8 protein-coding genes are annotated in these 14,106 nt (G+C 72.7%); 5 read left to right on the top strand and 3 right to left on the bottom strand.

Features of this window, described 5'->3' with window-relative positions:
* Position 1: 1 nt before the first annotated feature.
* Complete coding sequence (locus tag IPQ09_13665) at positions 2-1,939, bottom strand: acyl-CoA dehydrogenase family protein (protein MBL0195254.1); 1,938 nt, start codon at positions 1,937-1,939, stop codon at positions 2-4.
* A gap of 234 nt (positions 1,940-2,173) precedes the next feature.
* On the opposite strand from IPQ09_13665, the gene IPQ09_13660 reads away from it, so the two are divergent.
* The gene (locus IPQ09_13660; GenBank protein MBL0195253.1) at positions 2,174-2,533 is read left to right on the top strand and encodes a DoxX family protein; all 360 of its coding nucleotides are present in this window, start codon (positions 2,174-2,176) and stop codon (positions 2,531-2,533) included.
* Positions 2,530-3,357: a GNAT family N-acetyltransferase gene (locus IPQ09_13655; protein ID MBL0195252.1), complete on the top strand. Its 828-nt coding sequence runs from the start codon at positions 2,530-2,532 to the stop codon at positions 3,355-3,357. Before IPQ09_13660 ends, IPQ09_13655 begins: the two co-directional genes overlap by 4 nt.
* Positions 3,358-3,394: 37 nt before the next feature.
* Here the strand turns inward: IPQ09_13655 and IPQ09_13650 are convergent, their stop codons facing one another.
* The gene (locus tag IPQ09_13650; protein MBL0195251.1) at positions 3,395-4,417 is read right to left on the bottom strand and encodes a hypothetical protein; all 1,023 of its coding nucleotides are present in this window, start codon (positions 4,415-4,417) and stop codon (positions 3,395-3,397) included.
* 249 nt (positions 4,418-4,666) lie between these two features.
* Between IPQ09_13650 and IPQ09_13645 the strand changes: the two genes are divergently transcribed.
* On the top strand, positions 4,667-8,215 hold the full coding sequence (locus IPQ09_13645; GenBank protein MBL0195250.1) for a DEAD/DEAH box helicase: 3,549 nt from the start codon (positions 4,667-4,669) through the stop codon (positions 8,213-8,215).
* 126 nt (positions 8,216-8,341) lie between these two features.
* Positions 8,342-10,303: a hypothetical protein gene (locus IPQ09_13640; GenBank protein MBL0195249.1), complete on the top strand. Its 1,962-nt coding sequence runs from the start codon at positions 8,342-8,344 to the stop codon at positions 10,301-10,303.
* A 90-nt stretch (positions 10,304-10,393) separates the two neighbouring features.
* On the opposite strand, the gene IPQ09_13635 is transcribed toward IPQ09_13640, so the two are convergent.
* Entirely contained in the window at positions 10,394-12,364 is a 1,971-nt protein-coding gene (locus tag IPQ09_13635; protein ID MBL0195248.1) for an SUMF1/EgtB/PvdO family nonheme iron enzyme, read from the bottom strand.
* A gap of 157 nt (positions 12,365-12,521) precedes the next feature.
* On the opposite strand from IPQ09_13635, the gene IPQ09_13630 reads away from it, so the two are divergent.
* Positions 12,522-14,018: a serine/threonine-protein kinase gene (locus IPQ09_13630; protein MBL0195247.1), complete on the top strand. Its 1,497-nt coding sequence runs from the start codon at positions 12,522-12,524 to the stop codon at positions 14,016-14,018.
* The last annotated feature ends 88 nt before the right edge of the window (positions 14,019-14,106 follow it).

Genomic DNA, 14,106 nt, shown 5'->3' with positions numbered 1-14,106 from the left:
CTCACTCCTCCGCCGCGGCGACGCTCGGCGAGGTCGTGCGCCCCTCCTCGGCGAGGCGCTGCAGCAGCCGATCGCCCGTGGTCGTGATGGCGTCGTAGAGGGCGCGCCCGCGGGGCTCGGCCCGCTCGAGCCACCGCTCCGCCCAAACGCGGCGCTCGGGGTGGGCCTTGGCCTGTTCGACGAGCAGCTCGGCGATCGCCTCGTCGGCGAGCAGCCGCGTGAGGCGCTCGGCGTGGAGCATCGCGTAGGCGAAGTCCTTCTTGGGGTTCCAGTCCTTCGCGAACGCCTTGGGCCACGACGTGAGGGGCTTGCCGGACAGCGATCGGAGCTTGCCCTCGGCGGTCTTTCGGAGGAGGTGCTGCGTGGCGAGCGCGGCCTGGAGGGAGAGCCGCCCGAGCGCCCGGTCGAGCGGATCGCGCGAGGACAGCGAGCGGACGCGCGCGTCCGCCATGCGACGCACGAAGGCCTGCGGGCGGGCGATGACGCCCATGAGCGTGTCTTTCATCGCCATGAGCGACTGGATCTGGCTCGTCCCCTCGTAGATCGGCAGCACGAGGGCGTCGCGGAGGAGCTTCTCGACCGGGTAGTCGCGCGTATAGCCGGAGCCACCGTGGATCTGCACGGCGCGCCGCGCGATCTCGACGGCCTTCTCGCTCGCGAGGTACTTGAGCAGCGGCGTGTAGCGCCGCGACATGCGCTGGTGGCGGGGCAGCTCGCGCGAGACCCGCGCGCGCTCCTCGGGCGAGGCCTCGGTGAAGAACCCCTGGAAGATGCCGAGCTTCTGGGCGCACTCCTCGTGGTACGCGGAGCGCACGGCGAGGGCGCGGAGGGCGATGATGTCGAGCTCCATCTCCTCGAGCATGTCGGCGATCATCTCGTGGCGCGCGATCGGCTTGCCCATCGACGTGCGCACCTCGGCGTAGTCGCGCGCGGCGCGGTACGCGGCCTCAGCGAGGCCGATGCTCTCGAACGCGACGCCCACGCGGGCGTTGTTCATGAGCAGGAGCATCGCGCGGAAGCCCTCGCCGCGCTTGCCGATGAGCTCGGCCGGCACCCGGTCGAAGCTCAACGACGCCGTCACCGAGCCGTGGTGGCCGAGCTTCTCCTCGAAGCGGTCGAGCGTGACGTAGCGCTCGCACGTGCCGTCCGGCCGGGTGTCGTAGGCCTTCACGAGGAACATGCTGAGGCCGGCGAGGCCCGCGTACGGATCGCTCGGGTCCTTCGCCTCCTCCGTGCGCGCGATGACGAAGTGCCACTTCCCATGGCCCGACGTGATGAAGATCTTCTGCCCCGAGACTCGCCAGGCGCCGTCCGCGTCTTGCTCCGCGCGGGTGCGGAGCTGCGCCATGTCGCTGCCGGCGTTGGGCTCGGTGATGTCCATGCAGCCCCAGGCCTCGCCGCTCGCGATCTCGCGGATCATCTCCGCGAACCGCGTGCGCGCGATGCGACCGCTCGGCACGTCGAACGTCGTCGATCCCTCGCGGATCGAGAAGGCGAGCGCCGCGAGGGCCATGCCCCCGTGGAACGAGAAGTGCGTCATGATCGACACGTCGGCGCGCGCGAGCAGCTCGCCCGCCATCATGTAGACGGTGAGCGGGGCGTTCAGGCCGCCGAGCTCGCGCGGCACGCACAGCTTGTGGAGCTCCGCGGCGCGCATCGCCTCGGAGATCTCGCGGAGGGCGGGCGCCTCCTCCGCCTGGCCGTCGACGATGTGCGAGTGCTCCACGTCGAGCCTGGCGGCGCGCGGGGCGACCACCTCGGCGGCGAGCTCGCCGAACGACTCGGCCACGTCGCGGTAGAACGACTTCGCCTCCTCCACGTCTTTGAAGCCGTCAGGCGCCCGGAACCCGTACTCGGTGAGCTCGACGAGCTCGGCCCAGGGCACGCCCTGGTCGAAGTAGAAGCGCAGGTCGTCGTTGTCGGTGAAGAAGTTCGCCATGGCGGCGCTTTCGGGGTTGCGGTGGGCGGCGCCCGCGGGTCGGGATGACCATCGGGACAGCCACGGCCTACCATATGGTAAGCACGTGTCAAGCGGCCTCCCTCGCGGCCACCGGCGCGTCACCGGGCAGCGTTGCCGCGGGGGATGCGGAGGTGCCATGCTCGGGCGATGGCTGCTGCACCGCCCGACGACCGGCGCCTGGAACCGGGCCTCCGCTACCTCCTCGTCACGGCGATGACGGCCGTCGGCGTCTTGCATTTCGCCACGCCGCAGCCGTTCGTCGAGCTCATGCCGAGGGTGTTCCCGGAGGGCGTGAGGCTGCCGCTCGTGCTCGTCAGCGGGGTCTGCGAGGTCGGGCTCGGGCTCGGCCTCCTGCCCACGGCGACACGACGCGCGGCGGCCTTCGGCCTGATGGCCCTCTACGTCGCGGTGTTCCCCGCGAACATCCGCATGGCCCTCGACCCGGACGCGTTCCACGTCCCGGCGGCGGTCGCGTACGGGAGGCTGCCCTTCCAGCTCCTCTTCTTGGCGTGGGCGTATCGCTACACGCGGCGCCCCGCTACCGCCCCTGCGACCACCTCGGAGGGCGCGTGACGTCCCTCGTCGTCCGCGACGCGCGCGAGGCCGATCACGAGGCCGTCGCGGCGCTGTTCCTCGAGCTCGAGACCCGCGAGCCTCCGCCTGGACGCGAGCGCTACGTGGCCGAGCTGCTTCGCGGCACGCAGGTCGCCGAGCTCGACGGGCGCGTGGCCGGGTACGTCTACGCCGAGGTCCTCGCGGACGCGGGGTACGTGCGGCACGTGGCGACCGCCCCGTGGGCGAGACGAAGAGGCGTGGCGCGAGCGCTCTTCCGCAGCGCGAAGCGCCGCTTCCGCGAGGCCGGCTGCGCGAGCGTGCGCCTCAACGTGAAGCCCGACAACCACCCCGCGATCGCCCTCTACCGCGACGAGGGCCTCGCGCCCGCGTACCGCTCTCGCGTGATGCGCTTCTCCCTCACCGCCATCCCGGGTAACCCACGCGAAGGCGTGGTGGGAGGGCTCCTCGACGCCGGGCGCGACGCCGAGGCCGAGGACCGCTTCAAGCTCCCGCGCGGGCAGCTCACCTCCGCGCGCGAGCGCGGCCGCGTGATGGTCGCGCTGCTCCGCCCCGAGCCCGCGCGCGCGACGCCCGCGATCGTCGGCGTGGCGTGCTTCGATCCCAGCTTTCCGGGCGCGTTCCCCTTCCGGGTCACCGAGTCGACCCTCGGCTCTGCGCTCCTCGATGCCTGCAGAATGCACGCGACGGTCGACGAGCTGCAGCTCGTGATCGAGGACGACGAGGCGCTCGGCGACTGGCTCGCCGCGGAGGGCGCCGAGACCCGCTTCGACCTCGATCACTTCGTCGGCGCGCTCGGCCCCGCGGACGCCGTCGAACGCTGACGTGGGCGCGCCGCGCGGCGCCTAACGGAACACGCGCCTACGGGCTCGCGAGCTCGACCTCGCCCGCGAGCGCGTCGAGGAACCGCGCGTGGTGGCTGAGCTGCCGGTCCTCCCGCCGGCCTTGGCCCTCGTAGGTGAACGCGAGCGCCCCGTCCTGCGAGAACGACTCGTAGGCCCACTCGTCGAGCGTCCCGAACGTCATGTATCCGATGGTCTCGACGCCCGAGCCGAAGAGGCCCTCCGGGAACGCCCGCGCGAACTTCGTCGACGCGCGGGAGTAGCGCTCCACGTGCGCGGGCGCGAGCGTGCCGTCGCGGAGGGTCACGGTGTCGCCCCACGAGTGGAGCAGCGCGCCGCGCGTGTCTTCCTGGCAACAGTGGTAGTCGATGAAGATCTTCACCCGCACGTTCGCCGCTCGGATCGCCCTCGACAGACCCTCGACCAGGGCGCGCGACTCGGGCTGCGTCGCCTTCGGCGCGGCGACGTAGGCCGCGAGCACGGAGCGCTGCTCCCCGCTGTACGAGACGACGCCGCGCTCGGCCGCCGCGAGTCGATCGGCGTACCTCCGCACGTCGAAGTCGCGGTTCAGGTCGGCGCCCGCCGCGTTCTCGCGCCGGACGGCCTCGTACCCGTCGGGGTTCACCACGGGGAGCAGCAGGAGGAGGCCGCCGCGATCGATCAGCGAGGCGATGTTCGGGTACTCGCGCGGGGCGCGCAGGAGCTCGGCCGGGAGGCGATCGACGACGCCGATGTACTCGTCGCCATGCACGACCTGGGTGAGCACGATCGCCGGCCGCGGGGCGCCGGAGGTGGGCGTCCTGCCGAGGGTGGCGAGCACGAGGTCTCGGCCCTCGGAGCTCACCCCGTACCGGGTCACGGAGAGCCGCTCGGGCGCGGAGGCCGCCAGGGCGTCGAGGCGCCCGATCAACGCGACGTAGCTCTCCTGGGGGACCGCCGAGGCGCGATGATGCTCGCGCCCGCCGCGGTGGCCGCCGCACGACGTCGCCGCGAGCAGCGCGAGCGCGAGCAGGGGCGCCCGCCAAGACCAAGTCGACATCATCCGTCCGTCACCGTGTCCCGGTGGCGCCGGAAGCGATCACCGTGGGAGCCCTTTTGGGGGCGCCTGTCGGAGGCTTTGCGACATGCACGGCGCTTGTGCGCAGGCGCTCGTCTCGGCTCGGCGCGCCATGCTAGTGATCTCGGCCTCGATGTGGGCGCAACGCGCGATGGTCACGGCTTCACGCAGGCCGCCTCGGGGGCAGCCTTTCCCGAGCCGAGCTCGCGTGTGGGGCTCGCGGGAAGGGAGCGAGTGACGGCGCCCACGGAGCACTGGCTCGCGTCGTTCGAGGGGCACCTCCTGCGGCGCTTGCTCAGCGCGCGGGCCCTCGAGCTCGCGCTCGCGAGCGCGGCCACCTACCGCGAGGCGCCGACGCGAGGGAGTGGTGACCTCGTGGAGGCGACGCTCGAGGTCGACCCCGAGCCGGCCCGGGTGTCGCTGCGCCTCACCCCCGGCGACGAGCGCGAGCGCGCGCTCATGGGCGCGTGCTCGCGCTGCACCCCGATGTTTGGGCCGTGCGCGCACATGGGGGTGTTGGCCGTGGACCTCGCGGGCTCGGCGGAGCTGCGACAGGCCCTCCTCGACGACGACCCCGACGAGGCCGCGCGGGCGATCGCGGGGGCGCCCGCGCGAAGGCGAGCCCTCCGGGTGGAGCGCGCGTTCGACGGGGCGCTCGCCGAGTGGCTCGGCGCGCACACGCCGCCGAGGCCCATCGTGCTCGCCGCCGCGCCCGCGCCGCGAGGCGAGGCGCCCGTGGGCCGCGACTACGGCGCCCGCCGCGCCTCGGGGGACGTCGCTGGCGCCGTGCTCGCCGTGTTCGCGCGTCCACGCGGCGACAAGCGGCTCTTGCCGCCGCGTGAGATCGTACGCCTCGCCGACTTCTCGCTCCGCGATCGCCGCGTCCTCGAGCACCTCCGCGATCGGGGGGGCGCGCGCAAAGCGGCCGTCGCGTCGGGCGTCGAGGCGTCGCTCGCGCTGGAGGCGATGCGCCAACACGGACAGGTGTACAATGCATCTTTCAAAGAGCGGCTCGCGTTCCGCCCTACGCGGACACGCCCGATCCTCCGCGTGTGGCCCGCCGAGGCCGGCGCGCCCGAGCGCGTCGAGGCCGCTTGGTCCACGGGCGAGAGCGAGCCAGATGTGCCCTTCGGCGAGGCCGCGTTCTTCCCGGGCCCGTTCCCGTTCGTGTGGACGCAGGCGGGCTCCATCTACCCCCTCGAGCCCGACGTCGATCCCGAGCTCGTGCGCCGGCTCGTCGCCGCCCCGATCCTCGAGGTTCCTCCCGGCAGGCTGCGCGACGTGGGGCTGCGGCTCTTTCACGGCGCCCGCGCTCGCGGCGTCTCGCTGCCTTCGCCGGAGGCCTTCGGGCTGCCACCGCTCGAGGTGCCGCGCTTCCTGCTCCGCGTCGAGGGCGAGCCCTTGGCGGTGCGCGCGACCCTCGTCGCGCTGTACGAGCGAGGCGAGGTCGTCCTCGCGCCGCCGCTCGGCGCGAGCGCAGCCGCGCCGCCGCTCCCCGACGACGGGCGCGATCTCCAGCTCGAGGGCCGCGCGCTGGCCCACCTCGGCGCCGTCGGCCTCGAGGTGAGCGATGGCGACGAGCCGGGCGAGGGGGCGACGCTCGAGGCGTCGGGGGAGGCCGCCGTGCGGTTCTTCCACGCGACGCTCCCCGCCCTGCGAGCGCTGCGCGACCCGACGGTGGAGATCGCCCTGTCCGCGCGCCTCGCGCGGGTCCGCGTCGGGGCGCCTGTCGCCGCGAGGGTGCACGTGGTGCTCGAGGGCGGCTGGCTCGGCACCCGCGTGAAGCTGGCGTCGGGAGAGCTCGAGGTCGAGCTCTCGCGGGTCCGCGACGCGCTGGCCGCGAACAGCGGCTGGGTGGTGCTGGACGACGGCACGCTGGCCCGCATCTCGGCCGAGGTGGGCGAGCTCTCTCGCGAGGCCCTGCAGGTGCTCGGAGAGAGCGGCGCCGGCCTCCTCCCGCCCCACCAGCTCGGCCGCATCGACCGCTGGATCGAGGCGAACGATGGCCGCGTCGACGCGGCCGTGCGGCGCCTCCGCAAGCGCCTCCGCGCGCTCGCCGTGGCCACGGAGCCCGAGCTACCCACAGGCCTCGTCGCCACGCTGCGGCCGTACCAGCGCCTCGGCCTCGCGTGGCTGCAGTTCCTCCGCACGCTCGGCGCGGGAGGGATCCTCGCCGACGACATGGGGCTCGGCAAGACCGTGACGACGCTCGCCTTCTTGCTGCGCGAGAAGGAGGTCTCGGGTCCGCGGCCGTCGCTGGTCGTGTGCCCCACCTCCGTGGCGGGCGGGTGGGTGCGCGAGGCCGAGCGCTTCACGCCGGGGCTCCGCGTGCGCCTCTACCACGGCGCCGCGCGTGGGCACCTCACGCCCGAGGTCCTCGCCGGGCACGATCTCTTCGTGACGACCTACGCGCTCCTGCGTCGCGACGTCGAGGCGCTCGAGAAGATCTCGTTCCGGGCCGTGGTGCTGGACGAAGCGCAGAACGTGAAGAGCGCGGAGAGCCAGGCGGCGCGCGCGGCGGGGAGGCTCCGCGCCGACCTGCGCCTCTGCCTCACCGGCACGCCGATGGAGAACCGGCTGCGCGAGCTGTGGTCGCTCGCGTCGTTCGCCAACCCAGGCATCCTCGGCGGCGCCCGCGACTTCGACAGGCTCTACGAGCGCCCCCTGTCGACGGACCCGTCGAGCGCGGTCGGCGACGAGCTCCGCGCCCTGCTGAGGCCGTTCTTGCTCCGCCGCACGAAGAGAGACGTGCTGCCGGAGCTGCCCCCGAAGACCGAGATCGATCGCGTCGTGTCGCTGTCGCGGGCCGACCGCCGCATCTACGACGCGCTCGCGCACACGCTCCGCGAGAGCGTGCGCCGCGACATCGAGCGCCGCGGGCTCCGCGCGAGCACGCTCAGCGTGTTCACGGCGCTCACCCGGCTCCGTCAGGTGGCGTGCGACCCGCGGCTCGTGGACCCGCGCCTCTCGGACCGACCGAGCGCGAAGCGCGAGGCCTTCCTCGAGCTGGCGCGAGATCTGTCGCAGAGCGGGAGGCGCGCCCTCGTCTTCTCCCAGTTCGTGGCGCTCCTCACGCTCTGGCGCGCCGATCTCGACGAGGAGGGCATCGCCTACGAGTACCTCGACGGCGCGACCGTGAAGCGAGACGAGGTCGTGCGCCGCTTCCAGGAGGGGTCCTCGCCGCTCTTTCTGATCTCGCTGAAGGCGGGGGGCGCTGGGCTGAACCTCACCGCGGCAGACACCGTGATCCACTGCGATCCGTGGTGGAACCCCGCCGTCGAGGACCAGGCCACGGATCGGGCCTATCGCATCGGCCAAGACCAGCCGGTCACGGTGGTACGGCTCGTCGCGCGCGGCACCATCGAAGAGAAGATCGGCTCATTGAAGGCGAAGAAGCGCGCGCTCACGAGCGCAATCATCTCCGACGAGCCGCGCGCGCTCCGCGGCATCACCGAGGAGGACCTGCGCCTCTTGCTCGGTGACGCGGTGCCCGAGGCGCTCGACGCCGACGCCGACGCCGACTCGGCCGCCGAGGACCCCGGCGTGCCGATCGCCTCGCCGACCGACACGCTCGCGACCCTCTCCGATGTGCTCGACCCGGACTACCACGCGCTCGTCGCCGAGGTCGCCTGGTGGCTCGCGCGGAGCGGCCGCGCGATCTCCGAGCTGGCCCGGGCGGCCGACGTGCCCCCCGGGTTCGTGGCGCGTCTCGCCGCGGGTGAGCCCTTCCCGTGCTCACGCGCCGTCGCGACTCGCCTGCGCGCCCGCATGGTGACGCGGTAAACGCCGAACGCCCCACCGCGAAATCCGGGAGCTTGAAGAGTCCTACACTGTACGCACCATTCTTGACGCCAATCGGTAGGTGGAGCGAGAGGCCTTTGCTGCTACTCTAAACCGTTGGAGGTATTCATGACTTCGCGCACGCTGGGCGGCCTGCTCACGGTTCTCATCGCGTCCTCCGGCTTCGTGGCCTGCTCCACGACGAGCGAACCCGCGCCGCCAACATCCGACGCGGGCGCCGCCGCCGACAGGAGCGCTCCGCCGCCCACCGACGCGAGCCCCACCGCGTCGGACGCGACGCCGCCGCCCCCCGTTGGCGGGTGCAAGGTCGCCGAGGACTGCCCCTCGAAGGTGTGCGACGCAGCCTCGGGCAAGTGCCTCGAGCCCTCGTGCTCCGACGGCGCTCGCAACGGCGACGAGACCGACGTCGACTGCGGCGGCGCCTCCTGCGAGAAGTGCGACATCCAGAAGGCCTGCGCGAGCCCCGGCGACTGCGCCTCGGGCGTGTGCCGCGGGTACCAATGCCGGGCCCCCGCGTGCGACGACGCGGTGAAGAACGGCACGGAGACGGACGCGGACTGCGGCGGTGGCGCGTGCGGGAAGTGCGCCGCGGGGAAGCGCTGCCTGGTCCGCGCCGACTGCGTGACCGACGTGTGCTCCGGGGGACGCTGCGCGGCCATCGTCTGCGACGACCGAGTGAAGAATGGCACCGAGACCGACGTCGACTGCGGCGGACCGGGGTGCCCGCGGTGCGCTGACACGAAGGACTGCCTCGGCGCGGGCGACTGCGCGAGCGGCTCGTGCAAGGACGTCGGATTGGGCCTCAAGTGCCAGCCTCCGAGCTGCACCGACGGCATCAAGAACGGCGCGGAGAGCGACGTCGACTGCGGCGGCGGGACCTGCCCTGCGTGCGTCTCGGGGAAGGCGTGCACGACGGGGACCGACTGCGCGAGCCAGGGCTGCAACTACAAGAAGGTGTGCTCGGCGGGGCGGAGCTGCACGGCCCGGTACGGCGGCGACACCTGCGGGTTCGGCGGCGCCGGCAGCGTGGGCCCGGAGGCGTGGGAAGACTGCTGCACGAAGACGCCGCTCGTCTCGGCCGGACAGACCGTGCTGTTCGATCGGTACCAGGTCACCGCCGGGCGCATGCGCGTGTTCCTCGAGGCGATCGGCTACAATGTGCGCGCCTTCGTCCAGCAGGCGCGCGCCGCGAACAAGATCCCGGTGCTCCCGGGGGTGCCGGGTCGCACCGTGCTCGAGCCCGCGTGGGACCTCTACCTCCCGGTGAGCTTCGCCGGAAACTCGCTGCCGACGGAGCTCTCCGGCTGTGCGCAGCGCGACTACTCGGGCGGCTGCGCACCGGGCACCGAGATCCGAGGCATTTTCACGGCGGTGTCACGCCACCTCGGCGGCTTCATCTTCGAGCGCAACGCCCAGACTTCGACAGGCTGCTTCGTGGGGTCGCCCGGGACGCACGCCTTCCGCTTCCCCGACGGCGCGCAGGACGGCCCGACTCCTGGCCAGTCGCAGGAGGTCTACGACACGAAGTCCATGCAGTGCATCGACTACCTCGTAGGACAGGCGTTCTGCGTGTGGGACGGCGGTCGCCTCGAGACCATCCCCGAGTGGCAAGTCGCGAGCGGGCCGGGCCCGAGCCCGTGGTCGCCAGGGTCTGACGCCATCCCCCGTGGACAAGGGAGCGCCACGTACTGGGGGTGCCGCTTCCCATGGATCACCGACGCCAACCAGGCCGGCTGTGAGCTCCCGTGGTCGGCCCCCGAGAGCATCGAGTACGCCGCGTTCCAGTACAGCTACGAGTACCCACGCCTCAGCGGCACTGACTACATCTCGTTCATCTCCGCGCCCGGCCGTACACGCGGTCGAGGTCCGGGGGGCCACGCCGACATGCGCGCCAACGTGTTCGAGCTCACCTCGACCGTCACGTACGACGACGATCCGTTCGAAGCGCGGCACCGCTGGTCGGGCAACGGCTCGTGGGAAGGCCACGGCTACAGCCGGAGCGGCGGCGGCAACACGATGTTGCTGAACAAGTACGGCAAGCTCGGGCTCCGCTGCGTGTTCCCGCAGTAGGCCCTCGCCCCGCCGGACGCGGCGCTGCCGCCCGCTCGCCCTGCGTGGGTGAGCGGGCTCGCCTCGACCAACCTCGGTCCCCGACGGCCGCTACGGGCCGGGGAACGCGCAGCGCAGGCCTGCGCGCGAGGTCTTCTCCATGAGGTTCAGCGTCGGACCGCCGGCGTACGAGTAGGCGTTGGTCTCCCACGAGCCGTTGCCCGACCAGCGCGTGCGCGCGGAGAGCGGGCTCGCGTTGAACGCCGCGAGGTCGGAGGTGATCTCGTACACGTTCCCAAGGAGATCCGCGTGGCCCTCGGGGCCACGACCGCGCGTGCGTCCCGGCGCGGAGAGGTAGACGATGGCGTCGGCCGCGCCAAACTTCGGATACTCGTACGTCGAGCGGTATGCCGCGTACTCGGTGGACTGGGTCGCGGGCCAGGGCGCGCTGCAGGCGCCCTGGGCGGCGTCGGTGACCCACGGGAAGTGGCACATCCAGTCGAATCCTGGCGAGAGCGCGCGCGGCGCGATCGCGACCGCGTGGCTCCACGGATAGGGCACTCCGCCGACGGCAACTTGCCACTCGTTCAGGGTCTCGAGTCGGCCGCCTTCCCACACGCAGAAGGCCTGCGCGAGCAGATAGTCGACGCACTGCATCGCCTTGGTGTCGTACAGGTCTTGGGAGTGCTCCGGCGGCGCGCCGTCCTGCGCGGCCGCGGGGAACCGGAAGGCGTGCGAGCCCGGGTCCGCGGGGTTTATCATGCACGCCCCCGGCGTCGTCGTCTGCTGGAAGAGGAAGCCGCCCACGTGCCGCGACGCGGCGGTGTATACGCCCGGGATCACGTTCTGGACGCAGCCGCCCGCGTAGTCGTCGCGAGCGCAGCCCGACAGCTCGCCGAGCACGGCCTGGCCGTTCCAGCTCACGGGGAGGTAGCCGTCCCACGCCGGGTCGAGCACGCTGCGACCCGCCAGCGACGGGTTGTCGGGGACCTTGTTCGCCGCGCGCGCCGCCTGGACGAAGCCGCGCACGTTGTAGCCGACTGCCTCGAGGAACACCCGCATGCGCCCCGCGGTGACCTGGTACTTGTCGAGCCTCACGGGGCCGTCGACGCTCGCGATGGTCGCCTTGGCGCAGCAGTCTTCCCACGCCTCTGGGCCGACGCTCCCGTCGCCCCCGAGACCGCAGGTGTCGCCGCCGAACCGGGTCGTGCAGCTCCGCCCCTGCGCGCAGACGCCCTTGTAGTTGCAGCCCTGGCTCGCGCAGTCGGTGCCCGCGCGACACACCTTCCCCACGGCGCACCCGGGGCACCCGGCGCCGCCGCAGTCGACGTCGCTCTCGGTGCCGTTCTTGATGCCGTCGGTGCAGCTCGGGGGTTGGCACTTGAGGCCGGCGCCCCTGTCGGCGCACACGTTGCTCGCGCAGTCGGCGGGGGTGAGGCAGGACTTCGCGTCGGAGCAGCGAGGACACGAGCCGCCGCCGCAGTCCACGTCGGTCTCGGCGTTGTTCTTGACGCCGTCGGTGCAGAACGGGCGCGCGCAGCGGCCGCCCACGCACACGTCGGTCTCGCAGTCGGCCGCGACGTTGCACCGCTTCGCGATACCGCACTTGGCGCACGGGCCGCCGCAGTCCGTGTCGGTCTCGGGGCCGTTCTTCACCGAGTCGTCGCAGGCGGGCGCTCTGCACTGCAAGGCACGGCAGACGCCCGACGTGCAGTCGTTGGGGTTCGCGCAGCTCTTCAGGGGCTCGCACTGGTCGCACACGCCGCCGCCGCAGTCCGTGTCGGTCTCCGTGCCATTGCGGACACCGTCCTTGCAGGTCGCGTCGACGCACTTGCCTTTCGGGATGTCACACACCTTCGAGGGGCAGTCGGCCGCCTTGGTGCAGTCGGGCTTGACCGGGCCGCTGTCGGGCGGGGGCGGCGGGGTGGTCCCCGTGGTCGTCGGCGTCGCATCCGCGGCGGTGGTGGCGTCGGGAGCGCCGCCGTCGGTGGGCGCAGGATCGACCGCGGTGGAGCACGCCCAGGCGAGCGTAGGCACGAGGAGCAGGGGCAGCGCGGAGCGGAGCGAGGGGCGAGCTGGCATGAGTCCTCCAAAGTCCACCTTACCACGCATTCAACTCTTGGGATGTCGCGCGTTCGGCCACAGAAGTCTGCCCGGCGACGCTCGCGACGAGCCTCCTCTCCTCGCTCGGCGCGCGTATCTTCCTGTGATGAACGAAGAGGCGCGAGGGAGGGGGCCGATGAGCGAGCGCTCAGAGGCGGGGCTCGGCGCGCGCGTGCGCGACTACGAGGTCTGGGGGCTGCTCGGCGAGGGGGGCATGGGCCAGGCGTGGCTCGCGCGCCATCGCCTGCTCGCGCTCCCCGTCGTCCTGAAGACCGTGCGCCGCCAGTTCGAGACCGACGCGAAGGGCGAGGCCAGGGTGCTGCTCGAGGCGAAGCTCATGGCGCGCATCGCCAGCTCCCGCGTGGTGCGCGCCATCGACGCGGGGGTGCACGAGCACCGGCCGTACCTCGTCGAGGAGTATGTCGACGGGATCGATCTCGCCGAGCTCGATCGCCGCCGCCGCGACGCGCTCGGCGTGGGCCTGCCGCTCTGGGCGGTGTGCGAGGCGATGCATGCCGCGTGCGAGGCGCTGCACGCCGCCCACCAGACGGGGGTGGTTCATCGGGACGTGAAGCCGTCGAACCTCTTTGGGTCTCCGCACACGGGCCTCCGCCTCGGGGACTTCGGGATCGCGGCGATCGCGCGGGATCCGGCCCAGGGCGAGGTGAGCGGGACGCTTCGCTTCATGGCGCCCGAGCAGCTCCGCGGGGAGGAGCCCACGGCCCTCGTGGACGTGTGGGGCGCGGGCGCGACCGCCTTCGATCTTCGCTACGGACAGCCGCCATTTCTCACGCCGGCCGAGATCCTCGATCCCGCGCTGCGGCCCCCCTTTCCGCGCGCGGAGAGCCCGGCGGAGGCCTATTTCCAGCACGTCGTGGGCGGGATGCTCGAGAAGGACCCGGGCGCGCGCACCGACGCGGCGCTCGAGCCACTCGACCACTTCGCGACGCTGGGGCGACTCCTCCGCGCGAAGGCTCGGCGCGGTCAGGTGCGCGCGCTGGGCCCCACTTCCCTCGTCGTCGACGAGTGCGTCGTCACGCTGCGAGTCGGCGATCTCGCGGACACCAAGGCGGACGCGCTCGTGTCGTCGGCGAACGACACGCTGCGCATGAGGAGCGGGGTCGCCGACGCGCTCCGCCGAGCCGGGGGGGACGCGATCGAGGCCGAGGTGCTCGCCCTCGGGCAACGCCCGCTCGGCAGCTGCGTGGCCACCGGCGCGGGCGCGCTCGCGGCGCGGCACGTGCTCCACGCGGTGAGCGCCTGGAACGAGGTGTCTTGCGTGGGCCGGGCCACGCAGCGGGCGCTGCTCCTCGCCGACGAGCTGGGGCACGGGCACCTCGCGGTCGCCGCGCTCGGTACGGGCGCCGCGCGCGTGAGCATGGAGGCCTCGGCGAGCGCCATGATGACGGCGCTCCGCCACCACGTCGCGCTCGGCGCCTCGCGGCTACGCCAGGTCGACGTCGTGCTCTGGGACGAGGCGTCTCTCCGCACGTATCAACGCGTCGCCGAGGAGGCCCTCCGCGGCCACGGCGAGGTGCTCGCGCCCGACGTGGGTCGCCTCGCCTCCGGGGGCGAGGTGCGCGTCGACGCGCCGACCCAGTTCGACACCGCGAGGCGAGATCGGCGAGGATAACTATCCGAATTTAATCCTATTTACTCCGCTTCATCTTCGTCGTCTTCGTCGTCTTCGTCGTCTTCGTCGTCTGGCGTTGGCGACGCAG

The sequence above is a fragment of the Myxococcales bacterium genome, assembly GCA_016720545.1.
Taxonomy (GTDB): Bacteria; Myxococcota_A; Polyangia; order Polyangiales; family Polyangiaceae; genus JAAFHV01.
Note: the sequence above shows the minus strand (reverse complement) of the source record. Positions and strands in the feature narration are given on the sequence as shown.

Coding starts and splice junctions, on each gene's coding strand:
- IPQ09_13665 (MBL0195254.1), bottom strand. CDS start 1,939: ATGGCGAACTTCTTCACCGACAACGACGACCTGCGCTTCTACTTCGAC.
- IPQ09_13660 (MBL0195253.1), top strand. CDS start 2,174: ATGACGGCCGTCGGCGTCTTGCATTTCGCCACGCCGCAGCCGTTCGTC.
- IPQ09_13650 (MBL0195251.1), bottom strand. CDS start 4,417: ATGATGTCGACTTGGTCTTGGCGGGCGCCCCTGCTCGCGCTCGCGCTG.
- IPQ09_13640 (MBL0195249.1), top strand. CDS start 8,342: ATGACTTCGCGCACGCTGGGCGGCCTGCTCACGGTTCTCATCGCGTCC.
- IPQ09_13635 (MBL0195248.1), bottom strand. CDS start 12,364: ATGCCAGCTCGCCCCTCGCTCCGCTCCGCGCTGCCCCTGCTCCTCGTG.
- IPQ09_13630 (MBL0195247.1), top strand. CDS start 12,522: ATGAGCGAGCGCTCAGAGGCGGGGCTCGGCGCGCGCGTGCGCGACTAC.